Origin of the sequence: Actinoallomurus sp. NPDC052308 (assembly GCF_040679195.1) — a bacterium.
In the GTDB taxonomy this organism is placed as follows: Bacteria; Actinomycetota; Actinomycetes; order Streptosporangiales; family Streptosporangiaceae; genus Actinoallomurus; species Actinoallomurus liliacearum.
In genome coordinates, this window is the sequence record NZ_JBFAUM010000001.1 from 955026 (window position 1) to 979926 (window position 24901).

At 68.8% G+C, this 24901-nt stretch carries 26 protein-coding genes, 3 pseudogenes and 1 riboswitch; of the genes and pseudogenes, 7 read left to right on the forward strand and 22 right to left on the reverse strand.

Annotated features, from left to right (window positions below):
- Positions 1 to 77: 77 nt before the first annotated feature.
- Positions 78 to 1703, reverse strand: coding sequence for an APC family permease (locus AB0L00_RS04805; protein WP_364428370.1), 1626 nt, complete (start codon positions 1701 to 1703; stop codon positions 78 to 80).
- 203 nt (positions 1704 to 1906) lie between these two features.
- On the opposite strand from AB0L00_RS04805, the gene AB0L00_RS04810 reads away from it, so the two are divergent.
- The 3 genes and pseudogenes from AB0L00_RS04810 to AB0L00_RS04820 form a co-directional block, all read left to right on the forward strand.
- The gene (locus tag AB0L00_RS04810; protein WP_364428373.1) at positions 1907 to 2674 is read left to right on the forward strand and encodes a GntR family transcriptional regulator; all 768 of its coding nucleotides are present in this window, start codon (positions 1907 to 1909) and stop codon (positions 2672 to 2674) included.
- Positions 2671 to 3384, forward strand: coding sequence for a cache domain-containing protein (locus AB0L00_RS04815; protein ID WP_364428375.1), 714 nt, complete (start codon positions 2671 to 2673; stop codon positions 3382 to 3384). The genes AB0L00_RS04810 and AB0L00_RS04815 overlap by 4 nt, the downstream gene beginning before the upstream one ends.
- A gap of 192 nt (positions 3385 to 3576) precedes the next feature.
- A pseudogene (locus AB0L00_RS04820) lies at positions 3577 to 3939 on the forward strand (DUF2637 domain-containing protein); the annotation flags it as partial.
- Positions 3940 to 4241: 302 nt separating this feature from the next.
- On the opposite strand, the gene AB0L00_RS04825 reads toward AB0L00_RS04820, so the two are convergent.
- From AB0L00_RS04825 to AB0L00_RS04840, 4 genes are all read right to left on the reverse strand, one after another.
- Positions 4242 to 5159, reverse strand: a complete 918-nt coding sequence (locus AB0L00_RS04825) for a 2-dehydropantoate 2-reductase (protein WP_364428378.1) — start codon at positions 5157 to 5159, stop codon at positions 4242 to 4244.
- Positions 5160 to 5225: 66 nt separating this feature from the next.
- Entirely contained in the window at positions 5226 to 5762 is a 537-nt protein-coding gene (locus AB0L00_RS04830; protein ID WP_364428380.1) for a nuclear transport factor 2 family protein, read from the reverse strand.
- Positions 5763 to 5964: 202 nt separating this feature from the next.
- A complete protein-coding gene (locus AB0L00_RS04835) occupies positions 5965 to 6390 on the reverse strand; it encodes a tautomerase family protein (RefSeq protein ID WP_364428383.1) in 426 nt (141 codons plus the stop codon).
- A gap of 35 nt (positions 6391 to 6425) precedes the next feature.
- The gene (locus tag AB0L00_RS04840; protein ID WP_364428386.1) at positions 6426 to 7127 is read right to left on the reverse strand and encodes an SDR family oxidoreductase; all 702 of its coding nucleotides are present in this window, start codon (positions 7125 to 7127) and stop codon (positions 6426 to 6428) included.
- A 92-nt stretch (positions 7128 to 7219) separates the two neighbouring features.
- Here AB0L00_RS04840 and AB0L00_RS04845 point away from each other — a divergent pair, with 92 nt between their 5' ends.
- Complete coding sequence (locus AB0L00_RS04845; protein WP_364429005.1) at positions 7220 to 7702, forward strand: helix-turn-helix domain-containing protein; 483 nt, start codon at positions 7220 to 7222, stop codon at positions 7700 to 7702.
- A 439-nt stretch (positions 7703 to 8141) separates the two neighbouring features.
- Here AB0L00_RS04845 and AB0L00_RS04850 read toward each other — a convergent pair whose 3' ends face one another.
- The 13 genes and pseudogenes from AB0L00_RS04850 to AB0L00_RS04910 form a co-directional block, all read right to left on the reverse strand.
- Positions 8142 to 8486 carry an aldo/keto reductase gene (locus tag AB0L00_RS04850; protein ID WP_364429008.1) on the reverse strand — a complete coding sequence of 115 codons (345 nt, stop codon included), beginning with the start codon at positions 8484 to 8486 and terminating at the stop codon, positions 8142 to 8144.
- A pseudogene (locus tag AB0L00_RS04855) lies at positions 8380 to 9030 on the reverse strand (alpha/beta fold hydrolase); the annotation flags it as partial. The gene AB0L00_RS04850 and the pseudogene AB0L00_RS04855, both read right to left, overlap by 107 nt.
- Before the next feature lie 15 nt (positions 9031 to 9045).
- Positions 9046 to 9462 (reverse strand): annotated as a pseudogene (locus AB0L00_RS04860) (transposase); the annotation flags it as partial.
- Between the two features lie 141 nt (positions 9463 to 9603).
- Positions 9604 to 9855, reverse strand: a complete 252-nt coding sequence (locus tag AB0L00_RS04865) for a hypothetical protein (protein WP_364428389.1) — start codon at positions 9853 to 9855, stop codon at positions 9604 to 9606.
- Positions 9806 to 10549: an MFS transporter gene (locus AB0L00_RS04870; protein WP_364428392.1), complete on the reverse strand. Its 744-nt coding sequence runs from the start codon at positions 10547 to 10549 to the stop codon at positions 9806 to 9808. Before AB0L00_RS04870 ends, AB0L00_RS04865 begins: the two co-directional genes overlap by 50 nt.
- A gap of 151 nt (positions 10550 to 10700) precedes the next feature.
- Positions 10701 to 11225 (reverse strand): DUF4396 domain-containing protein, encoded by a 525-nt coding sequence (locus AB0L00_RS04875; RefSeq protein WP_364428395.1) that lies wholly within the window; start codon positions 11223 to 11225, stop codon positions 10701 to 10703.
- A gap of 125 nt (positions 11226 to 11350) precedes the next feature.
- Complete coding sequence (locus AB0L00_RS04880) at positions 11351 to 13249, reverse strand: multicopper oxidase domain-containing protein (protein ID WP_364428397.1); 1899 nt, start codon at positions 13247 to 13249, stop codon at positions 11351 to 11353.
- A 459-nt stretch (positions 13250 to 13708) separates the two neighbouring features.
- Positions 13709 to 14728 (reverse strand): NlpC/P60 family protein, encoded by a 1020-nt coding sequence (locus AB0L00_RS04885; RefSeq protein WP_364428400.1) that lies wholly within the window; start codon positions 14726 to 14728, stop codon positions 13709 to 13711.
- 5 nt (positions 14729 to 14733) lie between these two features.
- Positions 14734 to 14869, reverse strand: a riboswitch (cyclic di-AMP (ydaO/yuaA leader).
- A 338-nt stretch (positions 14870 to 15207) separates the two neighbouring features.
- The gene (locus AB0L00_RS04890; protein ID WP_364428403.1) at positions 15208 to 16140 is read right to left on the reverse strand and encodes a M56 family metallopeptidase; all 933 of its coding nucleotides are present in this window, start codon (positions 16138 to 16140) and stop codon (positions 15208 to 15210) included.
- Positions 16137 to 16598 (reverse strand): BlaI/MecI/CopY family transcriptional regulator, encoded by a 462-nt coding sequence (locus AB0L00_RS04895; protein WP_364428406.1) that lies wholly within the window; start codon positions 16596 to 16598, stop codon positions 16137 to 16139. The genes AB0L00_RS04890 and AB0L00_RS04895 overlap by 4 nt, the downstream gene beginning before the upstream one ends.
- Positions 16595 to 16828 (reverse strand): hypothetical protein, encoded by a 234-nt coding sequence (locus AB0L00_RS04900; RefSeq protein ID WP_364428408.1) that lies wholly within the window; start codon positions 16826 to 16828, stop codon positions 16595 to 16597. The genes AB0L00_RS04895 and AB0L00_RS04900 overlap by 4 nt, the downstream gene beginning before the upstream one ends.
- 49 nt (positions 16829 to 16877) lie before the next feature.
- Positions 16878 to 17852, reverse strand: coding sequence for a M56 family metallopeptidase (locus AB0L00_RS04905; RefSeq protein ID WP_364428410.1), 975 nt, complete (start codon positions 17850 to 17852; stop codon positions 16878 to 16880).
- A complete protein-coding gene (locus AB0L00_RS04910) occupies positions 17849 to 18232 on the reverse strand; it encodes a BlaI/MecI/CopY family transcriptional regulator (protein WP_364428412.1) in 384 nt (127 codons plus the stop codon). Before AB0L00_RS04910 ends, AB0L00_RS04905 begins: the two co-directional genes overlap by 4 nt.
- A gap of 227 nt (positions 18233 to 18459) precedes the next feature.
- Here AB0L00_RS04910 and AB0L00_RS04915 point away from each other — a divergent pair, with 227 nt between their 5' ends.
- A complete protein-coding gene (locus AB0L00_RS04915; RefSeq protein WP_364428415.1) occupies positions 18460 to 19101 on the forward strand; it encodes a phosphatase PAP2 family protein in 642 nt (213 codons plus the stop codon).
- A gap of 120 nt (positions 19102 to 19221) precedes the next feature.
- Positions 19222 to 19524: a M48 family metalloprotease gene (locus AB0L00_RS04920; RefSeq protein WP_364428418.1), complete on the forward strand. Its 303-nt coding sequence runs from the start codon at positions 19222 to 19224 to the stop codon at positions 19522 to 19524.
- A gap of 254 nt (positions 19525 to 19778) precedes the next feature.
- On the opposite strand, the gene AB0L00_RS04925 is transcribed toward AB0L00_RS04920, so the two are convergent.
- Together AB0L00_RS04925 and AB0L00_RS04930 are read right to left on the reverse strand one after the other, a co-directional pair.
- Positions 19779 to 21197, reverse strand: coding sequence for an MFS transporter (locus tag AB0L00_RS04925; RefSeq protein WP_364428421.1), 1419 nt, complete (start codon positions 21195 to 21197; stop codon positions 19779 to 19781).
- Between the two features lie 66 nt (positions 21198 to 21263).
- Entirely contained in the window at positions 21264 to 21512 is a 249-nt protein-coding gene (locus AB0L00_RS04930) for a heavy metal-associated domain-containing protein (RefSeq protein ID WP_364428424.1), read from the reverse strand.
- An 88-nt stretch (positions 21513 to 21600) separates the two neighbouring features.
- On the opposite strand from AB0L00_RS04930, the gene AB0L00_RS04935 reads away from it, so the two are divergent.
- On the forward strand, positions 21601 to 21921 hold the full coding sequence (locus AB0L00_RS04935; protein ID WP_364428427.1) for a metal-sensitive transcriptional regulator: 321 nt from the start codon (positions 21601 to 21603) through the stop codon (positions 21919 to 21921).
- On the opposite strand, the gene AB0L00_RS04940 is transcribed toward AB0L00_RS04935, so the two are convergent.
- Both AB0L00_RS04940 and AB0L00_RS04945 read right to left on the reverse strand, forming a co-directional pair.
- Positions 21918 to 22091, reverse strand: a complete 174-nt coding sequence (locus AB0L00_RS04940) for a hypothetical protein (RefSeq protein ID WP_364428429.1) — start codon at positions 22089 to 22091, stop codon at positions 21918 to 21920. The two genes, AB0L00_RS04935 and AB0L00_RS04940, sit on opposite strands and share 4 nt — an antisense overlap.
- A 1428-nt stretch (positions 22092 to 23519) precedes the next feature.
- On the reverse strand, positions 23520 to 24725 hold the full coding sequence (locus AB0L00_RS04945; RefSeq protein WP_364428432.1) for a hypothetical protein: 1206 nt from the start codon (positions 24723 to 24725) through the stop codon (positions 23520 to 23522).
- Positions 24726 to 24901 lie beyond the last annotated feature (176 nt).

Genomic DNA, 24901 nt, shown 5'->3' on the forward strand with positions numbered 1-24901 from the left:
CCTGGTGTCCGCGGGTCCGGCACGGCGGCGTCAGTCGCCGGAGTCCGGCGTACCGTCGATGACCGTCGGTACCGTCGTCACTGGGCGCCTTCCCCGACCTGGGCGGCCTCGTCGGTCGCCGGGGCGCCGGACTGCCCGGTGACCGACAGGCGCTGGTAGGGACGCGCGAGCACGAAGTACACCGCGCCGATGACCAGGAGCACGACGATCACCATCAGGGTGATCCAGTCGAAGTTGAACAGGCTGCCGCGCGGGCTGGACAGGCCGGACGGCCAGACGATGTTGAGCAGCATCAGCGCCAGGTACGCCGCGGCCAGGATGCTGACCGGCCAGCCCCAGCGTCCGAGCCGGAACGTCCCGGCCGGCTGCCAGCCCCGGGCCCTGGCGATGATCGAACCCACCACGGTCAGCAGGAAGGACAGGTAGATGCCCGACACGCCGAAGGAGACGAGCAGGGTCAGCGCGTTGACGCCGGCGGGCAGCTCGAACCACAGGATGTGGACGTTGTGCGCCGGGTTGACATTGACCAGCAGGGTGAACAGCACAGGGACGACGCCGGCGACCAGCAGCGCGTTGACCGGGGTGTGGAACCGCGGGGACACCACGCTGAGCTTGTGGCTGAACGGGACGGCCTTGTCCCGGGCGTAGGAGTACATCAGCCGCGAGCCCGCGCCCTGGACCGCGGTGCCGCAGGAGAAGAAGGCCACGCACACGACCACCAGGAACAGGTTCTGCGACCAGGACGGGAGCTGGCCGAGGATGGCGGGCACCCCGCCCTCGAACGACGCGGCGTTGGCGTAGCCCTTCGGGTCGGACGGCATGGCCAGCAGCAGGCCGATGACGAGGACGGCCGAGGCCACCCCGCCGTACAGCAGCGCCGAGCGCATCGCCCGGGGCACGATACGCGACGCCGACTTGGTCTCCTCGGCGATGTCTCCGGCGGACTCGAAGCCGTAGAAGATGTAGGCGTGCGCGAGCACGGCGACGAGCGCGGCGCCGGTGAGCCAGTGGCCGCCGAAGTCGACCTTGAGCGGGTTGGCCGACGCGTGCTCGGCGCCCTTGCTGGAGAACAGGAAGCCGAACCCGTGGTGGAACCCGGCGATGCCCAGCGCGATGGCGACCCCGAAGGTACCGATGGTCTCGACGAACACGCCGAGCTGGGAGATCCGCCCCATCAGCTTGGCGCCCACGGTGTTCATCAGGGTCTGAATCGCGATGAGCAGCACCGTGACCACCAGGATGGTGCCGTGCGAGGTGCCGTTCAGATGCGTCCCGAACAGATTGTTCAGCAGCGCGGTCAGGTAACTGACGATGCCGGTGTCGACGCTGGCGACGGTGACGAGCAGGGCGAGGCCGTAGATCCAGCCGATCCACCAGCCGTACCGCGGGCCGACACTCCATTTCCCGTACTGGTAAAGCGCGCCGGCGATCGGGTAGTGGCTGGCCAGCTCCCCGAAGACCAGTGCCACCAGCAGCATGAAGCCGACCACCGGCACCATCAGCCACAGGTAGCGAGGTCCGGCGGTGCCCACACCGAGCACGAACAGCGAGTACACCCCGACCATCGGCGACAGATAGGAGAAGGCCACGCTGAAGTTGTCGAACAGTCCCAGGACGCGGTGCAGTTCCTGTTTGTAACCGAGGCGCGCTAGATGGGCCGCGTCCTCGTCATGTTCGGTCGACAAGCCGGTGCTGTCGGTCATGATGGCCTCGTTGATCTGTCGGCCGGTCTGGCGGGACCAGGCGGGGGCTGGTGATCGTTCGCCGCGCGCCCACACCGGTCCCGGCTCGGGCACCTGCGCTGACACGCTGCGCTACATGATCGTTGCGTTGGGCTCGCAAATCATCTAGCCCTAAATGTTTTAGTGTCAAGGTTCGATACCAGGACTTAACCGAGGAAGGTGCGATGGCGCCGGCACCACCCGTTTCCGGTCTCACCACCGCCGCCGTCCGCGCGATCCAGGCACTGGGCAACGGCCAGGCCGGCCGGGCCGACCAGATCGCGGATCGGCTGGCGGAGGCCATCCGCCTCGGCCTGATCGCTCCTGGCGAGCGCCTGCCCTCCGAGGCGACGCTGTCCGACCAACTCGGGGTCGCCACCTTGACGCTCCGGGAGGCGCTGGCGACCCTGCGCGAGCGCGGCCTCGTCGTGACCCGCCGGGGCAGGGCCGGCGGCAGCTTCGTCGCCCGGCCGGCCGGTGGCCCCCACAGCCGTCCAGGGCACGCCGACCTGACCGTCCGGCAACTCCGCGAACTCGGCGACCTGCGGCTGGCGGTCTTCGGCACCGCAGCGGCCCTCGCCGCCCGGCGCGCGACGGCCCCCGAGATCCAGACGTTGCGCCGGCGCACCGCGCGGCTGGCAGCGGCGGACACCGCCGCCGAGCGCCGCCAGGCGGACGCCGAGTTCGGCGTCGCGGTCGCCCTGGCGGCCCAGTCGCCCCGGCTCACCCAGGAGGAGGCGAACCTGCGCGCCGAGTGGGGCGATCTGACCTGGACCCTGCTCGGCGACGCCGACCACGCCGAGGCCGTACGAGGCCGGCTCGCCCTCGTCGACGCCGTCGCCTCCGGAGACCCCGAACGAGCCCGGCGACTCGCCGAACAGCAGGTCACCGACGAGGTGGAACTACTGATCCGATGGCGCGTCGGCGTCTACCGTACCGAGGCGGAGCAGTGACGACATCACCCTCCGAACGGGCCTGGGTCTCCCTCGCCGACGACATCGAGCGGATCCTGCGGTCCCTGCGCGACACCGCCGCCGCCTTCGAGGCCTCCTTCGCGGCCCGGCCCGACGCGTACGCGCTCGGCGACATCGCCGCACTGCGCCCGCGCATCCGCGAGACCCTGGACGCCTTCGAGGGCCTGGCCATCGGCACCGGCATCGTGGCCGCCCCCGGCCTGCTGCGCGACGCCCCGTACTGGCTCGAATGGTGGTGGCGGCCGGACGGCGGAACTCCCGAGCCACTGCGTGTCAACCTCGACCCGGACGGACCCGACTTCTTCGACTACTTCAACGACGAGTGGTTCGACGTGCCGATCCGTTCCGGAGAGCAGCACGTCACCGGCCCGTACGTCGACTACGCGTGCACGAACGAGTACACCTTCACGCTGTCCGTTCCCGTCTTCCACGGCACCCGGCCCCTCGGGGTGGCGGCCCTGGACGTCCCCTGCGACCACCTGGAACGCCGCATCATGCCCGCGCTGTGCGCCGAGCGGTCTCCCTGCGCGCTGGTGAACCCCGACGGCCGGGTCATCGCCGCCAATACGGCCGCAGCGGCGCCCGGCGACCGGCTGACCGCAGGGCGCGCCCGGGCCGACGCGGCTCGCTCCGGCGCGCTGGCCCGACTGTGCGCCTTGACGGGCTGGACAGTGACATCCCCGCAGTAAGAACGGGCCGGACCTGGTGAGACATCGGTCCGGCCCGTTCTTTGGCCGTTAGCCCAGGTCAGCCGCTAGATCGCGCTGACTGCTGATGGCGCCCCCTGCAGGGCACACAGAACATGGGAACGGTCTCGGGTCGACTCCTGATCATCGAGGATCGCGTATCCCTACCAGGGACTCCCCGTGGGGGAGGTCGCCGTGGCTGAGGGGACTTCCAGCGCTGAGCGGGCGATCCGGTGGACGACGATCGTCAGCGTCGTGGTGCTCGCCGCCATCGCGGCGACCGTGTCGTACAAGCACGCGTATCTGCTGGCCCGGCGACATGGGGAGACATCATGGACTGCGGCGCTGCTTCCGGTCTCGGTCGACGGGATGATCGCGGTCTCGTCGATGTCTCTGCTGCTGGACTCCCGCTATGGCAGGCGCAGAGGGGTGCTCCCGTGGACGCTGCTCATCATCGGTAGTGCCGCGAGCCTGGCCGCCAACATCGCTGTCGCCGAACCCTCGGTAGTCGGCAGGCTGATCGCTGGATGGCCGAGTCGCGCTCTCATCGGATCGTATGAGCTGCTGATGCGGCAGATAAGACATACCGGCACATGGAAAGCCGGGCCGGTGCTTGCGCCACACGGATCTCATACCGATTTCCGGGAACCTCATATGTCTTCCGGCGCGGGGATAGGGCCTTCGGATCGCCCTGCCGGGCATGGAGAGGACGCGTCCGGGCGTCGTAGCGCGTGCACCAGACCCGATCACCCCCACGTGGAGGTGACCGTCATGCGGACGCGGCAACGCGGTCGACGGCTCGGCGGCCGCTCACCCGGGTCCCGACACCGCCGCCGAACGCTTCAACTTTCGGCGGTCGATCAGGGCGCTGCTGAACGAGCGAGCACTGTCAACTCTGTGACCAGTCTTTTGATGATCGGTGCCTGCGTGGCATGTCGGTCTGCGGCGCGAAGCAGTGCCCCGCCGATGGCGTCCAGTTCCAGTGGGCGGCCGGCTTCGGCATCGCGTTGCATTGAGGACTTGGTCTCGGGTGGGAAGTCGTCGTACACCCGCATCACCGCATCGGTGGTGATCTCGGCTGCGAAGGCGCGGCTGATCGCTGTGGTCTCTTCGACGAGTTCGAGCAGTTCGTGCCTCCGTGCGGTGCGTAGCTCGCCTATGGATAGTCCGTGGCGTGTTGTCAGCAGTGCCATCGGCGCAAGAAAGCTCATCTTGCGCCACAGCGTGGCGGTCTGGTCCGGCTGCACTTTGGTGTGCGCGCCGGCTGCGTTGAGCATCGCGGCCGTGGCGTCGAGGCGCTTGGCGGGTACGGCATCGCCGGCCAGGTCGATGTCGGTGAACGGGCTGCCATGTTCGATGACTCCGGGAGCGATCCGGGTGGATTCGACGCGGATGACGGCCGGCGCCACCAGCTCCGGGCGGTACCGCCGGCACAGCAGGTCCGGATGCTCGACACCGTTGAGGAGCGGAACGATCACGCCGTTGTCGACGGTCGCCGGCGGGACGCGCTGCAAGGCGGCCTCCAGGGCGGTCTGCTTGCAGGTGATCAGGCACAGGTCGACTGGTTCGGTGAGTTCGGCACCGGCTTCGACTGCTGCGGTGAAGTCTCCGAACTGGGCACTGTGCACGCTGATTCCGGTGCGGAGTAGCGTGGCCGCGGTCGTCTCGCGGGCCAGGCAGATCACTCGGTGTCCGGCGCGGGCGAGCAGTGCGGCGAGCAGGCCGCCCACGCCACCGGGGCCGAGCACGGCCACAGTCAAGGGTGTTGAGTCATTCATTGTGATCCTTGTCAGTGTCGAGATCAACGATCGCGGTGACCCAGGCGTCTCGAGGCTGTGGTGTGGTCAGGTCCGGGGTCGGGAAGCGGCGTCCAAACGGTAGTGCGCTCGTTCGGTGTCGGGGATGGGGAACGAGCTGTGCACCCACATCTGGTCCACGGTGCACGCGGTCATCCGCCATAGGCCGTCGTCCTTGCGGAGCCGGTCCACCCGCAGGCCCTCGCCCGCGATGATGGGCCGCTGTGGTCCGTCCCCGTCCTCGCCCACCAGCACGCCGAGCAGGTAGGACAGCGCGGTTGCGGTGCCGTCCTCCTCGGCGTGGACGGTTGGGTTGAGGCTGGCATGGCGCAGTCCATCATTGATCGGCAACTTCTCGCGCAGCAGCGCGATCGCTGCTTCCCGGCCCTCCCGGTAGCCCCATACATGATCCAGGACGAATTCTTCGGTGAGCATCTCGCTCAGTGCGTCGAAGTTGCGTGAGTCGAAACACCACTCGAAGCGGGCGACCAGATTCAGGCATGCCAGCTGGTCATCGGCACCAAGTCCGGTTTGGACCTTCTCCAGCGGAGCGAAGTAGCTGCTCGGGAGGATCGTGGAAATCATAAGTCTTTTGCCTTTCGGTCTGGGATCAGGCAGAGCGAGGACAAGCGATTACCTGGCGGATAATGATCGCGGGCCTCTCGCCTGGGGGCAGGAAAGCCTTCGAGGGCTACCGATTCGACGACTGGCACTAGCCGAGCTCCCGGCTCTGCCTACACAGATTTGCCCGGGATGTTCAGCCATTCTCGCGGTACCGGCGGCGCGGTCAGTAGGGGGACGCCGAGTTGCTCTCAGCCCAGAGCTTCTCGGCGTCGGATCCTGCCGGGGGCGGCGCGATCCCGTTGATCATCCAGAGCTCGTCGCTGGTCTCGTCGATGTGGAACTCCCAGTGCAGCCCCGCGTTCCGTTCGAGGTGGGGCTGCAGCATGCCCTTGACCCACTGGGCGGTCCGGCGCCGACTCTCCCGGTCGGGGGTGCGCCGGGCGATGTGATCGATGGCGATGCGAACCCCGACCGGCGCGGGCTCCCCGCCGACGTAGAACTCCTCTGGCCGGGTCTCGTGGAACAGCGTGACCACGTAGAACCGGGGCAGCCCGACCTGTTCGTAATGGTCCGCGATGTGCGCGGCGAGTCGGTGCTTTTCCTCGTCGGTGAAGGTTCCGGGCGTGTGATGAATAGTCCACAGCGGCATGGCGCTTCGTACTCCTCGAGTGTCCAGATGTGGTGTCAGCGGGCGGCAGAGAAGGTCAGGTGCTCCACGGGGCCGGACAGCGCCGCCTTGGCGGTGACTGTCACGTCGTCGGCGAGCACCTCCGTGGCCTCGGCCTCCAGGCCGTGGAGGATTCGCGCGGCCACCTCGGCCGGCGTCGCCTTCGGCAGCTCGATGGCGGAGACCATCTCGGTGTCGATGAACCCTGCGTGCACGCCAACGACCTGGGTGTTCTGGCGCGCCAGTTCGAGTCGGAGCGAGTTGGTGACCGACCACGCCGCCGCCTTGGACGCCCCGTAGGCGCCGCTGCCGGCCAGCCAGGACAGCACGGAGTGGATGTTCACCAGCGCGCCCCCACGGTTCGCGGCCAGGATCGGCGCGAATGCCCGTGCTACCCGCAGCGGCCCGAAGACGTTGACGTCGAAGGTCGCGGTGACGCGCTCGAAGTCACCCGTCAGCAGCGGATCCGGCAGCAGGATCCCAGCGTTGTTGAACACGATCTCGACGTCGGCGGCGACCTCCGCGAGGGCGGTGACCGACGCCGCCGAGCGGACCTCCAGCTCGGCGGTCACCACCTCTGGCCGGTCGTCGATGTACGCCGAGCGCGCGGTGGAGTACACCTTTCGCGCCCCGCGCGCCAGCAGCTCATCCACCAGCGCCGCGCCTAGTCCACGCCGCCCCCCGGTCACCACGGCCACCCTGCCCGCTACTGCAACCACAGCACCTCTCCATCTGACTAACGATGTCGTTAGTCAGATGACATCACGCCGCGCTGGATAACGCAAGCATTAGTTACAATGGCGAGGTGGCCATGAGGTTCGAGGAACTGCTGCGCAACCGGGATACGTGGTCGATCGGCGACGGATGCTCGGCGGGGCGGGTGCTGGACCTGCTCAGCACCAAGACGGTGTTCCTGGTGGTCCGCGAATTCTTCTACGGCACGACCAGGTTCGACGACTTCGTGGCGCGGATCGGGACCTCGGCACCCGCGGTGTCGCGGGCACTCAAACAGCTGAAGGCCGCAGAGATCGTCGAGCCCGTTCTCTATCGGGAGCCGGGGAGCCGGGCCCGCGACGCGTACCGGCTGACCGAGGCCGGCGAGGACCTGCTGCCGGTGTTCCTGTCACTGATGCAATGGGGCGACAAGTACCTGCAGGAAGGCCGCCCACCCCTGTCCTTCGTCGAGGCCGACACCGGCCGTCCGATACGGGTCCGCGCAACCGCCGATCCGGCGTCGGAGGCGACGTCCAACGACATCGAGATCCGGCTGAACCCCGCCGGGCGGCGCCGCTAGCGGCCACGACCGGCAGCACCTGGGGAATGCCACGATTCCGAGAATGATCTTGATGACATTACGGTGAGACAACCGAGGAAACCCAGTCACGCAAGATCGACATGTCACGGCCACCAAGACCCTGCCGTTCGCCCACGGTGTCGCCCGTGCCGGGCGGATCGAGGTTCCCCGTGACGCGGCTGGCGCTGGAACGGGGTCGTGTGCTGGAGCTCGCATCATCGACTGATGCGTATTTCCGTGGAGAGCATCCGTCACCGTCGGTGGCGGTGTAGTACCGCAATACTCCTCGACCCCGAGCCCGTGCAGGAACGGTTCCATCGCGGCCGTCTCTTGCCCCGCTGCCTGACGCTGGTCCCGCTCACGCCGCAGGTTGGCGACGAGCTCGGCCATCGTGGTCGCCAGGTCAGCGTGCAGCTGGCGTTCGGCCTCGCGTCGTCGCCTATGCGCCGTCCAGCGCCGCCAGTTCATCCTCGGTGAGGATGGTGGATGCGCCTTCCACGGCCTGCTCGATCTGTTTGACGCTGCTGGCTCTGACGATCGGGGTCAGCGCCGGGCTCCCGGAGGCCAGCCACGCGAGCACCACCTGGCCCGGTCGGAGTCCGCGAGCAGTGGCGACGCGGGTCAGCGCCGCCAGCCGTCGTTCGGTGCCTGGGTGGCGGTACTCGGTCTCGAGTGGGCGGTCGTTGCGGTCGTATCGGCCCTGGAGGGTGGCGGTGTAGACCCAGCCGTCGAACGACGGGTTGCGTCGCAGGAAGTCGAGGCCGTCCGGTGACAGCATTCCCATCGGGATCGGCTGGCCCTCCACGGCCATGCCGCCGGCGGGCTGGAGGTAGGAGTAGCGCTACTGCTGCGTCGACATCGCAAGCGGCCAGGGCGCACTTCTCTGCTTCGAAGAAGTTCTTGAGGTCCTCGGTCAACTCCGCCAACAGACTCCCGCCTGGCGGGCAGAGCAGCAGGGACAGAGCCAGCTCCGGTTTGAGCAGGGCGACCTCGGTCGCGACCCCGGCGCCGAACGAGGCTCCCACGAGGTGACACCGAGTGATGTCGAGATAGCCCAACGCGGACAGGGCATCCTCGGCATGGGACCAGCGACCAAGGGGTGGTCGGCTGGACTCGCCAAAGCCGCGAAGGTCGAGGCGAACGACGTCGAACTCGGCCGTGAGGGCCTCCCATTGGGCATCCCACATGGTCCGGTCGGCTATACCGGCGTGGATGAGGACGATCGGGGCGTCGCCGCTGCAACCGGTGCGTTCGTAGGCGAGCCCGTGCGGGGTGTACTGGGGTGTGCTCAAAGGGTCTCCATGCGCTGAGGAACGAGGACGGCTCACAACTAAGACGTCGTTTTATTTGGCGAGTCGGCGGTAGCAGATGAGAGCCGCGGCGATGCCGACAAACGCCAGGAAGTGGTCGGCCTTGCGTTCGTAGCGACGGTGGAGTCTGCGGCAGCCGTTCAGCCACGACATCGTCCGTTCGACCACCCAGCGGTGCCGGCCCAGCCGCTGGGAGGACTCGATGCCGCATGAATCTTCGACCCATACTTGCCGCGATCGACAGGATTCGGGCCCGCCAGGTCCCCTTTTTGGCGGCCCGGACGCTGACCGAGTCGATCGCGCACCGCGACCAGCCCAGGTCTCCACCAGCACCGAGTTCATCCAGGATCACCCGATACAGCTTCGCCCACACCCGTGCGCGACTCCACTCGGCGAACCGCCGGTACACCGTCTGCCACGACGCCCCCACATCGGCGGCAACTGCCGCCAGGCCACTCGCCCCAAATGAAACGACGTCTTATTGGCCGTTGAACCCACTACCGGAGACCTCACTGCCTTTCGATCACGACCCGCCGCTCTCCCGCACACCGGCCAGGCTTCGAAACACGCCTTGCGGAGGTCTTGGCCCTGTCACTTCGAGCGGCCGGGTATCACCATTGCGGCGGCGGCAGCGGCGACGGCTGCCGCGACTGCGGCCACGGTGAACCCGCTGGCGAAGCCGCTCAACGTGGTTCCGGCCAGGCCGGCGGCCGCGACGCTTGACGCGACCGCGGCGCCGAAGGATGCGCCGAACTCGTGGAAGGTGCTGACGATGCCGGAGGCGATCCCGGCCTCATGGGGCGCTACCTGGCCGAGGGCGGTCGCCGAGGCGAGGACGTACATCGCGCCGGTGCCGGCCGCCGCGACGGCCACGCCGATGGTGACGCTCACGGGGTGCATGGAGACCGCGGGGACGGCCATGCCGATCGCCGCGATCGCCAGGCCCGCGATGGCCGGCGCTCGGACACCCCACCGGCCGATCGAAGAAGACTGTGATCATCAGTGCGGTCGCCATGAAGATGAGGAAGACGCCCGTCGCCACGGGCCGCCGGGCCAGCAGCCGGACATCCATCAAGGGCGACCGGGCCCGCCTCTGCCACAGCACGAAGAGCACATAGCCCACGGTGGCCGCCAGGACGAGCGACCCGGTCAGCGCGGTCAGCCATCCGCGTTCACCGGCCGCGATGAGAGCGTAGATCAAGGTCGCGGAGGAGGACGTCACCAGAATCGCGCCGAGGACGTCGAGCCGCGGCCGGTCGGCGGACGCGCGCCGCGCCGGCAGCAGGGCGGTGAGCACCACGGCGATCACCAGCCCGATGGGCATGTTGATGCGGAACACCCACGGCCACCCAGGGCCCGCGGTCAGCAGGCCGCCGAGGAGTACGCCGAGGGCGGCGCCACCGCCGCCGAGCGCGGACCAGATGCCCAGGGCCTTGTTCCGCTCCTCCCCATCGAACAGGCCCACCACCAGTGACAGCGCGGCGGGAGACAGCAGCGCCGCTCCGACCCCTTGTGCGACGCGACCGCCCACGAGCACGCGTGGGTCGTTGTTCCCCTTGATCAACCTTTGGCGGGCCGGTTTTCGCTGGCGAACCCAATCGGCCCGAGTACTCGGCCTGGTGGCTCCTTGACTGCGTGGCACCGTGATCGCCGTACGGTTTCGGCAGTGGGGGGACAGTTCCCGCCAGTCAGTGGTGGTATTGGTGGACCACTGCGTGCCCTTTGCCTCGGCCGATCATCCAGCGGTTAACGGGGGTGGTGAGCAGGAAAGCCACGAGCAACGAGCCGGCCAGCGATTCCCAGAACAGCGCGTCACTCAGCCCCGCGTCCATTGCACCCGGCACCAAGGCCACCACGCTGTTGTCGAGGATCTCCATCAGTGTGATGGAAACCGTGTCGGCCGCCAGCGCGACACCGAAGGCGGCACGGAACGACAGGCCGGCCCGGAGCACACCGCGCATGGTCAACGCGTAACCGAAGATGAACGCCAGCAGAATCGCGATCAGGATGCTGGGGAGGTTCGGCCAATCCAGCGCGGTCGCGATTACCATGCCCAGCACCTCACCGATGGCACAGCCCGTCAGGCAGTGCAGCGTCGCCTGCGCTGCCATGCTCCAGGTCACCACGCCCATATGCGCGTGCTCGTCATGGTGGCCCGCATGCTCGACCTCGGACTCAGGGTGATCACCGGGGTGCCCGTGCGTGGTGGTCATGGCCGTCCTCTCGAAGCCCTCGGTGTCCGGGCGCGTGTGCAGGCTGAATCCAGCCGCGCCCCATGATCCTACAGAGTGTAGGAGTTGTCGTGGTGGCCTGGGGCGTCAGTGGTGGGGCGGCCGGTTCAGCGGGTGACGGTCAGGAAGGTGGTCAGGCCTCCCATGTCGGCCATGTGGGTGGCGTCGCCATCGCCGTTGGGGCCGGGGTTGATCTGGTGGTCGAGGATGTGGCACTGCAACATCCAGGTTCCGGGGTTGTTGGCGACGACGAGCATGTCGGCGGTCTCGCCGGGGCCGAGGTTGATGTTGTTGCTGTTGGCTTGCCCGGTCACCGGGTTGCCGTCGCGGGCGATCTGAGTCCAGGTGTACCCGTGCAGGTGCATGACGTGGCTCTGCTCGGCGCTGTCGTTGATCAGCCGGAGGCGCAGTCGCTGTCCCTGGCGGACGGTGAGGGTTGGAGCGAGGGGATGGGCCTTGCCGTCGATGGTGAAGGCGTTCTCGGTCTCGCTGCCGGCGATCTTGAATGCCGACAGGGTGACCAGCGCGTCGACGCCCGTGGCCGGGGTCGCCGCGGCGGCGGGGCTGTGGGGGGCGGGGTCGACGATGAGGGCACCGTGCAGGCCGGCGTCGACCTGGAAGTCGGTGTTGACGTGGGAGTGGTACCAGTGGGTGCCCACCATCTGGTCGGTGACGGTGAAGCGATAGGTGGCCGTGCCGCCGGGGGCGACGCTCGGGGCGGTCATCGGGTCGCCGTCGGCGGCCTGCGGCACTGCGAGGCCGTGCCAATGCACGGTGGTCGGTTGTGGAAGGTGGTTGACCAGGGTGATGGCGACCTTGTCGCCGACGGTGAAGCGCAGTAGCGGTCCGGGGACGCTGCCGTTGTAGCCCCAGGCGTTGACCACGCGGCCGGGGTAGAGCTGCCAGGGGAACTGTGAAGCGGTCAGCGTGTAGTGGCGGGTGCCGTCGGCCTCGATCGTGGGTCGCAGGGCGGTTTCGTGCAGTAGGTCGGCCGCGGTCTGCTGCTGGCGCTTGGCGTCGGCGGCGGCGAGTGCCGGCTGGGGAGCCTTCGCCGAGGCTGAGGCACAGGTGCCGCCGATGACGTCGCCGTCGGCTTCGGTGGTGCCACCGGAACAGGCCGCCGCGGTGGTGCTGCCGCCGTTGAGCGCGACCGTGGCGGTGACCTCGGTACCCCAGCCGATGGCGAAGCCGGCGGCGAGGAACGTCATGGCGGCGACCTGGGCCGCCTGCCGGCGCAACCCGCCGAGGAGCTGGCCGATCACGTACAGCAGGGCACCACCGGCGACGGCGAGCACGAAGACATCGACCGCCTGGCTGGTCCAAACCCCACCTAGCAGCACACCGAGAAACGTCGGGCCGCCGCCGAGCAGGCCGTAGAAGCCGAGTTTGCGCCAGGGAACACGGGTGTCATCGGTGACCAGTGGGCCGACGATGCCGAAGCCCTCGGTGGAGTTGTGGAGGGCGAATCCGATGACCAGGCCGGCGGCGAGGGCGGTGCGTCCGGTCGCGGCGCTCTGCCCGATGGCCAGGCCTTCGCTCAGATTGTGCAGGCCGATACCGGAGGCGATCGCCAAGGCGAGCTGCTCTCCCGGGGTCGCCGCCGCCGTGGTAGCCGTCGTGTCGGTCGGCGCTTCGCCGGCCTCGGCGAGCCGAGCGCGGCGCTCCACGCGGCGCTGTGCGTTGCGGGTCAGCAGCCTGCCGAGGCGCTGCTGCAGCCACGCGAGCCCGGCCAAGCCGATCAGGAATCCCACAACGAGCAGGACCGTCAGGCCGAACGCTCGACCGTGGCTGGCATGGCCGCCGACCGCGTCACGCCAGCTGGTGCTCACCTGCCCGGCGGTGTTGCCGACGATCTCCACCATGAGGTAGACGAGGATGCCTGCGGCCAGCATCCCCAGTCCCGTGCGCAGCGTCGCGTTACGCACAGGCCAGCGTCCGGCCAACAGGCCAAGAAAGATGGTGCCGCCCGCTGCCAGGCCCAGCGCCAGCTGCGTCGTCAGATTCACGCCTCACCGGTCCTCAAAGAATTAGGTGAGGCGATCCTAAGCAGGAGCGGCGAATCCATCTGATCCGGGGCGTCGCTCAACGAATGTGACCCTTCTGGAGCGGCAAGGATTCCACCCTGCTGCCCGGAGAGTGGCGAGGCTCAAGGGCATCGGCCCACGACGTTGGCGGCGCTGAGTTACGGCAGGGGTCGAGGTCGGACGCCAAGGGGCCGGTACGGATGCGAGCCGAAGCCGCCGAGCCCGGGAGCATTGGTGCAGCCCGCCTAGCGCGAGCTCTTCGACCCGGGAATGACTGCGCAGACGAAGATGACGACCCCGATGATCGCACCACCCCAGTCGAGTCCGACGATGCCGAACGTCCAGGCGGTCACCAGAGCGGGGAGGAGGCCGAGTCCCTTCCGAAGACGCGTCGGCTTCCGGTGTGCTCCTGCCATATGCAAAACCGGAGGGTGCGAGCCCCTACGGACGGCTGGCACCTTCGTAGTGGGCGACCCAGTAGGGGTTCGACAGGCTGACGATCTTGATGTAGTCGCCGGTCTTCGGGGCGTGGATGAAGTTGCCGCCGCCGACGTAAATGCCTTCGTGACCCATGCCGAGGAAGTACACGAGGTCGCCGGGCTGCAGGTCGGCCCTTGCCACGTGCCGGGTCGCGTTGTACTGGTCGGGGACGACGCGAGGGAGGTTAACGCCGGCGGCGCGCCAGGCCATCATCGTCAACCCGGAGCAGTCATAGCCCTTCGGCCCGGTGCCGCCCCAGATGTAGGGCTTGCCGAGCTGGGCGTAGGCGTACTCCACCGCCTTGCGCGCCGGGCCCGAGGCGGGTCCGTTGTACGTGCCGCCCGGACCGTGTGAACTGGTGGGTTCGCCGGCCTTGCGCAACAGACTCTTCTGCTTGGCGATGGCCTTCTCGACGATGGACCTGCGCTTCTTGAGCTCGGCGGCCTTCTGCGACACGGCCTGATACGCCGATTGCGCCTCGGCGTGTTCGCGCCGCAGGCGCTGGGTGGAGGCCAGGAACGCCGCGAGCTCCTGGCCGCGGTTGTTCGACAGCTGAGTGAACACCGACATCTGGTTCAACGCCGCGTCGGGATTCTTGGATGCGAGCAGGGTAGCGGCGCTCGAGTCCAGGGTTCCGCTCTTGTACGCATCGAAGGCGATCTGCGCGACCCGGGAGTGCAGCCTCTCGTAGACGCGCTGCTCGCCCTTCATCTGGCCATTGAGCGCACTCAGTTTCTTCTTCGCCGCGTCCAGCTCTGTCTTGACCTTGTTGTACTGATCAACGAGCTTGTCGACCCGGCCGTTGAGCTTCTCCAGCTCCTTCTTCGCTGCTGCGGCCGACGGTTTCGGGCTCGCCTCGGCCGGCACCGCCGTGAGAGCCAGGGCGGTCGTCACCGAGAGGGTCGCGCACAGCCGAAGCGATCGACGCCACCGTGGATGCCCTACGGCGTACGCGTTGGTGACCGGGCGGAAGAACGCCACGTGAGAACTCCTCTCCTTGGCCGCCTACCGGGTTAGCTGTCGGGCTCGGGCCGGAGTAGCCCTACGGACGCTGTACGGTCCGGATTCGCCCCGGAAGTCTCGGGTCCCCGGTTCCCTGTCGGGATTCGGCGGTCGGCCGTGCCTCGTGTGAAGCAGGGGGCGGCCGATCTCTGACGGAGTGTAGGAGGTTTGACCGATCTTCTGCTACCTGACGAGGTGATTCGGTAAGCGCTAAGACCGACGTGGCCGCCTAGATGTTGAAGCTCTCGCGTGATGACGACGGCGAACTCCGTGGTTGACGAGGAATTCCTGCCTTCGCTTCGACGCGAACGTCGGCCCGAGCTCCTCGGCGAGCTGCCGTAGTCTCCTAAGATTCGTCGGAGGTAGCGGCTTCCTATGCCGAAGGTGTCACCTTCGCGGACCGTGTCGGTGTCGTCCGTGCGACCGTCGCCGCGAGCGGCGTCGTCTTGGTGTCCCGATCAGCAGAACAGCGGGAGCGAGGCCAGCCAGCCTGCTGAGATCAGGGTCGGGAGCGCTACCGAGCTCATCGCCGTGACCCATGTAAGGCGCCGCAGACGAGCCTCGTCGACGACGAGAGGCGGCGTCTCCAGCCGGGCAAGGCGCCGATCGAGTTCCGACCTGTCGCCGCTGTGGGCGGCCAGCCCACCGAGGGGGCTCGGTGCGATGGTCAGTTTCCGAAGAGCCATTGCGACGGTACGGCGACCGCACTGTCGGGCGGCGACGTCGTCCGCGGTCATCTCCAGCAGGAGAGGAAGGCAACGGCGCGCGTGGCGGAAGGTCGGCAGCCAGAACAGCGCCGCCGCCAGTGCGTCGACAGCCGTGAGGAAGAGGTGATGGCGGTAGCGGAGGTGCGCCCGTTCGTGGGCCAGGACCGCCTCGAGTTGAACGTCGTCCAGTTGGTCGAGAGCACCGCTGCTCACCACGATCGGACGTTTGCGCGATGGCACGCAGTACGCGACCGGCACCGGGTGATCGAGGACGCAGACATCGTCGATGTCACCGGGGAGCCGTACGACGAACTGCAGCGCCTCCTGGTGACGACGGCGCTGGGCGACGGTGCGCCGATACCTGTTGACGGTCACGCAGGTGGCGAGGACGGCGCTGACGAGAAGGGCCACGTTCAAGGCGTACGCCGCGGGTCCACCGGATCCGTCGTGATGGTGCCAGCAATTGGCAGCCCATTCCGCCGCCCTGTGCACCAGGCCATGTTGGCCGGTGGACACGAGCACGACGACACCGACCAGTGCGGCGAGTGCGCCCGCCAGGGCACCCAACCACGCGAGGGCGGCGATACGGGGGATGCGCTGGCACCAGGCGCTCCGGCTCAGCAACGGGCCCGCGCCGAGGGCGAGGGCGACCGTTACCACTCCAAGACCGACGAGCGGGCTCACAGACGTGGTTCCGTCGGCGCCGAACGCTGCGCGAGCTCCACGAGGAGCCGGTGAGCGTCCTGTGGGTCGATGGTCTCCGCGAACCGGGCCAGGACCGGACCGCGGTCGGTGGTGCCGGCCAGCGCCTCGGCCATCACCTGCGCGACGTGATCCTCACGGCTGCGCGTCGGAGCGTACCGCCAGGCGTTACGGTCGGCCGTCCGTACGAGGAACCCCTTCTGGACAAGGCGGTCGGCGACGGTCTGCACCGTCGTGTACGCCGATCGTTTCGCCGATCCGGCGTTCACCTTCTCCATCAGCTCACGGATGAGCAGCGGCTCCCGGGCATCCCACAGCGCCTCCATGATTGCTCGCTCAAGCGGCCCTGCGATCGCCACCTGTCCGTCTCCCTTCCTGAGCCAGCACCATTGTGACCTATCGATCACCGGGGCTTCCTTCACATTAGGACGCCACGTCACCCGGCGAGGTGCTTGCGGGAGAGGTCGTCCGGCCGGTGGTGCCTCTCTGCGCCGAGCGCCGGCGGAGTAGGCACCCAGCGCGAGGCCGAGTCGTGGTGGCCGGTGGTGAAGCGACCCAGGTTGGCCGCGACGCTGTGGGCGCCGAACGCGGTGGTGAAGCCGGCCGCGTACAGCGGCCACAGCTGGGCGCGGCCCGGTGTGCGGCCCTGGTCGGGAGTGGTGGTCGGCACCGGCGTTCTCCCCGAGGTCCGGAGTTTCGGCGGGATGGGCGGGCGCCAGTCAGGCGCCTGCGAGTTCGAGCAGCAGGTGCAGGTCGTGGGCGGCGGCGAACGCGCACAGGGCGCTGGAGCCGACCACGGCGGCGGCTCCGGCCAGCGGCAGCAGTGGCACGCCCAGCGGTGTGGACGAGGCGGTGGGTTCGGCGAGGAGGGCGGCGACGCGGCGCGGAACGGGCCCGGCGGCGGCGAGCGGGCCGCGCCGCCGCCCCAGCAGGCCGAGAACGGCGTCGGGCAGCCGTCGGCGAGCCGGGCGATGGGCGGTCGCCAGGGCCGCCTTGCCGACCGCGCGGGCGACCTGACGGCGGTCGCCGCAGATGGTGGCGGCGCGCTCATCGGCCCAGCGTTCGACGGTGTAGGCGACCGCGGTGGCCACCGGCCGCAGCAGCGGGTTTACCGCGGCGGCCAAGTGGGCGACGGCGACGAAGGCGTAGTGGTGGCAGGCCAGATGGGCGCGTTCGTGCGCGATCATGGCCTCCCGGTCGGTGGGGCCGAGGGCGTCGAGCATGCCGGTGGAGACCACGATGCGTCCGGGCAGGCCGGGCAGCGCGTAGGCGTCGGGGGCGTCGTCGTCGACGACGACCAGTTGGCCGCGTCCGGGCAGGCACGCGGCCTCGAACGCGGCTGCGGCCAGTGCCCGCATCCGCCGCCACAGCATCCGCAGCCCGGCTCCCGCGGCGGCGGCCAGCACGGCGGCGGCCGCGACCGCCTCGACCGTGGAGACGGGGTCGCCTCTGCGCACGGTGGACGCCGACCAGTGACCCACGTACGCCGCCGGCGGCAGGCGCACCACACCGGCTGCGGCCAAGACGCCCAGAGCCGCGCAGCTCAAGCCGGCCAGGGCGAGTGCGGTCGTGGTCAGGAGCCAGGTCGCAAGCCGTGGGTCCAGGCGGTCGGCCAGCGGCCGGGCGGCCGGCGCGGCGGCCACGGGGAACAGCAGCGGCAGGTAGACCAGCAGGTGCATCAGCACGTTGTTCACTCCTGATCCGGCAGGTCGCCGAGGAGCTGCCGCAGCAGGTGCTCGTCTTGGGCGGACAGGTCTTCCACGAAGCGGGTGAGGACCGCCTCCCGGTCGGAGTCGGATTCCAGCACCTGACGCATCCGCCGAGCGGTCAGCCCGTGGGCGTCGGCGACCGGTGCGTACGCGTACGCCCGGCCCTGCTTGCCGCGCCGCAGCAGGCCCTTGTCGAACATCCGGGACAGCACGGTCACCACCGTGCTGTAGGACAGATCCTCACCCAGGCCCTGGAGGACCTCCCCGGGGGTCAGCGGCTGGGGGGAGGACTGCAGAAGGCCGAGGACCTCGGCCTCCAGCGCGCCGCCCGGTCTGCGCTCCCCCGGAGCGTGCGGGGCGTTCACGAGTTGGCCGCCCTCCATTCATCCTCTACAGTCCTGTAGAACTTCTACGAGTGTGTAGAAGTCGGTGCGCCGTCGAGTCTGTCACGCCGGCCGGGCGTGGCACACCCCGGCCGGCGTGCCGCCGGAAACCGGCACCGTCCCTGAGCTTCTACGAGTCTGTGGATTTCGGCTGGGTGGCTCGCCTGGTCCGGTCTGCGGCCTTCCTCAGCTTCTGGAGATCATCCTCGATGACAGTCCACTCCGTGCTCGCCTTCGACGGCTCCGGCATCGATGGCTCGCTGTTCACCGCGATCACCGACATCGCCCGCGACACCCGGTGGCTCAACACGCCGCTGGAGGTGTGGACCAACGCCGGCCTCGGGGTGTTCGCGGTGCTCATGCTGGTCGGCTGGTGGAACGCCCGGCGTCGCGACACCCACGCCATGGCCCTGGCCTTGGCGGCGCCGGTTGCCGTCGCGGTGGCCTTCGCCGTCGCCGAGGTGGCCAAGAAGCTGATCACCGAGGTGCGGCCGTGCTACTCGATGCCGCACGACTACTTCGTCTCCGCCTGCCCCGTCCGCACCGACTACGCCTTTCCGAGCGGCCATGCCACCGTCGCCGCGGCGGCGGTGGCGGCGCTGTGGCTGCTCGACCGCCGCCTGTCCGCCGTCGCCGCCGCGTTCGCCGTCTTCGAGGGCTTCACCCGCGTCTACCTCGGCGACCACTACCCCCACGATGTCATCGGCGCAGCCCTCCTGGCCCTGCCGGTCGCCTACCTCCTCAGCCAGGCCCTGGGCCGCCTCACCGCCCCCCTAGTCGCCCACCTGCGCACCGGGGTCCTGGCACCGGCGCTGACCGCCGCGCCCGCCGGCGCCCACACCACTCCCTGAAACGCGCTGCTGTCCGCGACGCTCATCGGACGGCTTCCCCTGGTCGCCGCCGTCGGCGCCTGGTCCGGCGACCGCCTCCACCATGCCGACCCGGTCTCGCCCGTCGCCGCGAAACTCGCGATGCTCGCCCTGGCGACGCTGGCGTCCGCCGTCGTCTGGATCACCGCACGCCGCGTCGCCGCTCTTCGCCGCGCGCGGCGCGCCTGCGCCCGGCTCGGCCCGGGAACCGGCCGCCTCGTCGTCCTGGACCAGCCCGCGATCGAGGCGTTCGCCGTCCCCGCCGGCCGCAAAGACCACGGCCGCATCGCGGTGTCGACCGGCACGCTGCGCACCCTGAACGCAGACGAACGCCGCGTCCTGCTCGCGCATGAGACCGCCCACCTGCGTCACCGGCACTACCGCTACCACAACGCGCCTCCATGACCGCCGTGACCGGTACTGCCGTGGTCCACGCCGCCGTGCGCGGTGTGCGGCTTCTCCTCGGCCCCGACGGGGCCGGCCCCAGTGCCGCGCCGAACACCGCCGCCAGCTCGAGGCTGAAGATGCCGAGCCTGGCGGGGTGTTCATCGCTTTCTCCCCCTGCTCGTCGTTGATCGGTGCCTACGACCGACTCTGCCCATCGAATACCCTGTGGGGGTATTCGATGGGCAGATGTGAGCCCTGCCACATCGCCGGCCCTATGCGCTAACGCTCTCCCGCTCCGGCTCCGGTACGGGCTTGGGAGTGCGGAGGGTGGCCAGGCCGAGTGCCGCGCCGGCGAGCGCGACGATGGCGGCGCCGATGAAGGCGGCCTGGAACCCGTGGGTGAGGGCGCCCATGTCGCCGAGGCGGCCGGCGCCGTGGGAGGTGGCGATGGCGGTCATGGCGGCGAGGCCGACGGCCGAGCCGATCTGGTAGGTGGTGTTGACGATGCCGGAGGCCAGCCCGCCCTGCTCCGGTGCCACGCCGCCGATGGCCGCCATGGTGGCCGGGATGAACACCAGCGCCATGCCGACGGCGGAGATCAGCGAACCGGGCAGCACGTCGGTGACGAAACCGCCGTGCGGATGGATGGTGGACAGGACTCCCAGGCCGGCGGCGAGGACGACCAGCCCCGTGACGATGAGCGGCTTGGTGCCGAACCGGGCGATGAGCCGGCCGGTGACGCCGACCATCAGCAGCATCATCAGTGCCGTCATCGGCACCAGTGCGGCGCCGCTGGGGAAGGCGCCGTAGCCGAGGACCTGCTGCAGGTACAGGTTGAGGAAGTACCACATCGGGATCCACGCGGCGCCCAGCAGCGTCATCGCGACGTTCGCCGCCGCCAGGTTCGGCGTCCGCCAGATCGACAGCGGCATCAGCGGAGCACGGACGGCCCGCTGGATCGCCACGAAGATACCCAGGAGGAGTACCGCGCCGGCGAGTTCGAGGACGGTGGAGGTCGCGGTCCAGCCTCGTTCGGGTGCCTGGACGATCGCGTACACCGCGAGGGCCAGGCCGCCGGTCACGGCCGCGGCGCCGAGCAGGTCGACGCCGGTCTTGCGGCCGGGAATCGCGGGCAGGAGCGCCGGGACGAGCGCCAGGCTCAGCAGGCCGATCGGGATGTAGATGATGAACACCCAGGGCCAGCTCAGCCATTCGGTGATGACGCCGCCGAGGAAGACTCCCGCGGTGCCGCCGGCCGGGGCGGCCGCGCCGTAGAAGGCCATCGCCTTGGGCAGTTCGCTCGGTTGCCCGGAGAACAGGACCATCAGCAGGGTCATCGAGGAGGGGGCGATCAGCGCCGAGCCGGCGCCCTGCACCGCCCGGCCGGCGATCTCGAGGCCGGGGCCGCCGGCCGCCGCGGCGAGCACGGATCCGGCGATGAGCACCAGCCAGCCGGCCGCGAAGACCCGGCGGGCGCCGAACAGGTCCGACAGGCGGCCGCCGAGCAGGAGCAGGCCGCCGAGGGCGACCACGTAGGCGTTGAAGACCCACTGCAGGCCGCCCTGACTGAAGCCGAGCGCACGCTGCATGTCGGGCAGGGCCACTCCGATGATCGACGTGTCCATGATCACCATGAACTGGGCGCCCGCGAGCACGGCGAGCGCCCGCCAGCGTCGGGGATCGGGAGACATGGGGGAGTCCCTTCCGGGCGGGGCGCCGTCATCGGCGGCCCCGCCGCGAACATGACCGTTGAGCGGTCAGACGTTGGATATCTGGTAGCCGGCGCCCGTCACGGCGCCCTGGATCTCGCTGTCGGCGGCGTCGCCGCTCACCGTCAGCCGGCCCGTCGCCAGGTCGACCGACACACCGGTGACGCCGTCGACCTGCTGCACCGCGGACGTCACCTTCGTCGCACACGGCTGGCAGGTCATGCCGGTGACGACGTAGTCACGGCCGTCCGTGATGGATTGGCTGGTCGTCTCAGCGCTCGTCGAACAGCTGCACATGGGGGCTCCCTTCGTTATGCCCGTACCCGGTTGGGGTAGGCGAAGAGGACCATAACATACCCCCCCGGGGTTTGGTACAGTCAAGGACATGAGTACACCGACACGCCCGCCGGCGGCCTCCGCCCGAAGGACTCGCGGTTACAGCGCGACGAAAGACCAGTTGCAGACGCGGCTACGCCGCGTCGAGGGCCAGGTCCGTGGCATCCAGGGCATGGTCGATGAAGATCGGTACTGCATCGACGTCCTCACCCAGATCTCCGCCATCCAGGCGGCCTTGGACAAGGTGGCCCTCGGCCTGCTGGACGACCACGTGAAGCACTGCGTCAAGAACGCAGTAGCCGAGGACCGTACCGAGGAGATGACCGACGAGATGATGGCGGCGGTCGCCCGGCTGATGCGCCGCGGTTAGCGTCGACCCTGGCTGGAGCTCGGGCCGAGTTCGATCGGGCGGCCGTGGAGGTAGTTGCAGTACTGGACGGCCAGGACGTCTTTGGGCAGTGATGGCCAACGGGTCAGCCGGCCGGTGTGCTTGTCGACGATGGGCACCGTTTTGTCACCCGCCGGTCTGGCCTTCGACATGGGCCAGGTGATGAAGCCATCGGGGAAGAGAGCGGAAGCGCATCCTGGTCCTAGAGCTGACCTGATCTGCTAGGTGATCGTGGCGGACGAGTCGGCTCAAGGGAACTATCGTTGTTCCAACACCGGAAGGCTAGGTCGAGTCGCTATGTCCCTTTCGGATTCCGAGGTCCGCTCGTATATCGGCGGCTTCAACATCCCGATGAGGGGCGGGTTCGGGCGCATCAGTCTCAGTAGCCCTCTCGCTCGCTTGGACCTGCGTCCCCGCCGGGTGAGCTTCCACCCGCGAGGTCTGTTCAAGCTCGTCTTACAATCACGACCGGTACCGTTCAGGATGATCCACGGAGCCTTTCCCGTCGCTCCGGTCTTCCTCAGCGGCCCTGGTGTCGGCATGAGCTGCTCCGATGGCGACTACTACTTCTGGACTCGACGTGCGAATGAGATCCTGTGCCTCCTGGAGTCAGCCGGAATACCTGTCGACGCTGATCCCCGACATGTGCGGCTGAGGTCATTGACGTTCTGACGGGATGGGTCGGTTCGGGGGCCTGATGCGAGCGCATCGGTCCGGGGTGCCCGTCCGCGCGAACGGCGGGACGTGGTGACAGACCCTTTCGCGCGGGCGGGTGCTCCGGCTCGCGGGGGTCTGGGGGCGGAGGAGCCCCCAGGGGCGCGCTCGATCAACCAACTCCCGTGATGACGTGAGCGGGGCTGCCGTCTGATGCCAAAGGCACCCGTAGGGCGAGCGAATGCGAGTCGGCCGGCGGCCCTGCGCCCGTCCCGCGAGAACGAACCGCCCGGATGTCGGTGGAGAGAATCCGCGGTTGGTTGTTCGTCCGCTGGGCCGCCCGACCGGCACGACCGGAGGGACCGGCGCCCACGCCGCACGCCCGTAGGGCGTGCCGCAGCGGGCGGCCTGCGGCGGCGCTTGCGCCGCCGCCTTGACGGCCACGACGAACGATGGTTCGACAAGATCGACGCCGCGTTGGTCGGCTAGTGTGGGAGCCCCGGTGAGTACGCCGGGGCTTCTTCCTTTGGTGGCTCACCTGGGAAGACGGCCGAAAATCGAATACGCGGATAGTGCGCGATCATGGAGATGCGGCTGCGTCCGGTGGCATACGGCTGCACATGCGCGAAACCCCGGCTGCCAGCGTTCGGGCTGGTCGGCCGGGGTTTTCCGTGATCAAAAAGCGCGCCCCCTGCTGGATTCGAACCAGCGCACCCGGCTCCGGAGGCCATGTCAGAAGGATCGACCCAATGCCGTGCTGACCTGCGCGGACTTCATGAAGCGATGAAACTTATCACGCCCTTCTCTCGTGAGTCTCTCGTGAAGGCCGGTCAGTACCGCCCGCCCTGTTGGAAATCCCGTCCGAATCAAGGCGACTGGCCTGGCCATAGACGAGCGCAGAGCCGGCGGCGTTCTCGTGAGGATCCCTAGTCCTGCCAGTAGAACAGCAGGGTGTCGACGCTGAGGGGTTCGCGCTTGCCGAAGTAGTAGACGCAGAGGTCGGTGACTCGGATCGCGCCGGTGGTCTCGTCGATCCAGCGGAAGCCGGCCGATTCGAGGGCCCGGCGGCCAATGAGGTCGGTGTCGTCACCGCTGGCGAACCGCCCAAGGGCGCTGATGAACAGCTTGCTCTCGCCGAACTCGATCACGTGGTAGGTCCCACCGCCCTGCTGGTTGTACTCGCCACAAGAGACCGGGGGCTTGGGCGCGAGGCCCGCCGCAGTTAGCGCGGCCATTGCCCGGCGGAGCTGCTCGTTCTGATCGGGGCGGCTGGGTGGCTCGGTGCAGAGAGCTTCGATGCGCCACCGGGGATCGCTGTACGGCTCGCAGTCGCTCGCATACTGATGCAGGATCGCGTTGCGAAGTTCGTCATCCAGACCGGCCACCTCGACCCGAGGACTCCCCAGGGCGTCGTATACCGCTCGGGTCTCCGCCGCGTCACCGGTGAGGCGATACAGCGCGTACGCGGCCCAGAGCTTCGCCTCGGTCGTCGGCGCCTCGTCGAGGTAACTGCGGAGTCGGTCCGGGTCCGAAAGCAGCGACTGGACCAAGTACGCGACGCCACGATCGGGATCCGCCAGCGTGTCGGTCACGTCCGCACCGGCGCGATGCCGCATCCGGACGTGGAAGACGCGGTCCTCCGGCCGCAGGTCACCGAGGTCGGCCAGGACCACCTCGACCCCGTACCGCGTGACCAGTGCGTCCAGCCCGGCCTCACCGACCGTCCGCCAATGCGGCCAAGGAGAGGCCGCGAGCGTTGCCAACCCACGTGCGGCCGAGCGGTCGCCGAGCATGCCGCGTGCCTTGAGAATCACCTCGGGCATGCCGTACGAGCGTTCCTGTTGCCGGTCTTCGTGCTTGAGCCACGGCAGAAGTTCCGCCCGCTCCGCGAGGAGGTCGAGAAGCGCAATGCGAACCTCGGCCACGTCTCCTGGGTCGGAGACACATGCGATCAAGTCACCGACATACCGCTCCGGCAACCGCCCGGCCAGCGCGAGCACGCAAGGCCTGCGCCGCCACCACGGGTGTTCCGGGTCGGCCACGTACCGAGCGAGCACGTCGGCGTCAAGCTCGCGTAGGCCAGCGGCGTCGGCCTGCGCTGCATCTGGCACCAGCGTCTCGATGTTTCGCATTCGCGGATGCTACTGCCCCGGGGATTCGTTGATCGGCTCCTGGCTTCTTTCGCGAGAAAGGACACCACGTGTTCGCGAGCTTCGTGATCGATATCCGCGAGAAGTGGATTCATCTGTGAATCTACACATCGATTTGTTCTTACTCGATGTCTCAGTATCGCAACGTTTGATCTGGC

Coding starts and splice junctions, on each gene's coding strand:
- AB0L00_RS04805 (WP_364428370.1), bottom strand. CDS start 1,703: ATGACCGACAGCACCGGCTTGTCGACCGAACATGACGAGGACGCGGCC.
- AB0L00_RS04810 (WP_364428373.1), top strand. CDS start 1,907: ATGGCGCCGGCACCACCCGTTTCCGGTCTCACCACCGCCGCCGTCCGC.
- AB0L00_RS04825 (WP_364428378.1), bottom strand. CDS start 5,159: ATGAATGACTCAACACCCTTGACTGTGGCCGTGCTCGGCCCCGGTGGC.
- AB0L00_RS04830 (WP_364428380.1), bottom strand. CDS start 5,762: ATGATTTCCACGATCCTCCCGAGCAGCTACTTCGCTCCGCTGGAGAAG.
- AB0L00_RS04835 (WP_364428383.1), bottom strand. CDS start 6,390: ATGCCGCTGTGGACTATTCATCACACGCCCGGAACCTTCACCGACGAG.
- AB0L00_RS04845 (WP_364429005.1), top strand. CDS start 7,220: ATGAGGTTCGAGGAACTGCTGCGCAACCGGGATACGTGGTCGATCGGC.
- AB0L00_RS04850 (WP_364429008.1), bottom strand. CDS start 8,486: ATGGGAATGCTGTCACCGGACGGCCTCGACTTCCTGCGACGCAACCCG.
- AB0L00_RS04865 (WP_364428389.1), bottom strand. CDS start 9,855: ATGTACGTCCTCGCCTCGGCGACCGCCCTCGGCCAGGTAGCGCCCCAT.
- AB0L00_RS04875 (WP_364428395.1), bottom strand. CDS start 11,225: ATGACCACCACGCACGGGCACCCCGGTGATCACCCTGAGTCCGAGGTC.
- AB0L00_RS04915 (WP_364428415.1), top strand. CDS start 18,460: ATGACAGTCCACTCCGTGCTCGCCTTCGACGGCTCCGGCATCGATGGC.
- AB0L00_RS04920 (WP_364428418.1), top strand. CDS start 19,222: ATGCTCGCCCTGGCGACGCTGGCGTCCGCCGTCGTCTGGATCACCGCA.
- AB0L00_RS04925 (WP_364428421.1), bottom strand. CDS start 21,197: ATGTCTCCCGATCCCCGACGCTGGCGGGCGCTCGCCGTGCTCGCGGGC.
- AB0L00_RS04930 (WP_364428424.1), bottom strand. CDS start 21,512: ATGTGCAGCTGTTCGACGAGCGCTGAGACGACCAGCCAATCCATCACG.
- AB0L00_RS04935 (WP_364428427.1), top strand. CDS start 21,601: ATGAGTACACCGACACGCCCGCCGGCGGCCTCCGCCCGAAGGACTCGC.
- AB0L00_RS04940 (WP_364428429.1), bottom strand. CDS start 22,091: ATGTCGAAGGCCAGACCGGCGGGTGACAAAACGGTGCCCATCGTCGAC.
- AB0L00_RS04945 (WP_364428432.1), bottom strand. CDS start 24,725: ATGCGAAACATCGAGACGCTGGTGCCAGATGCAGCGCAGGCCGACGCC.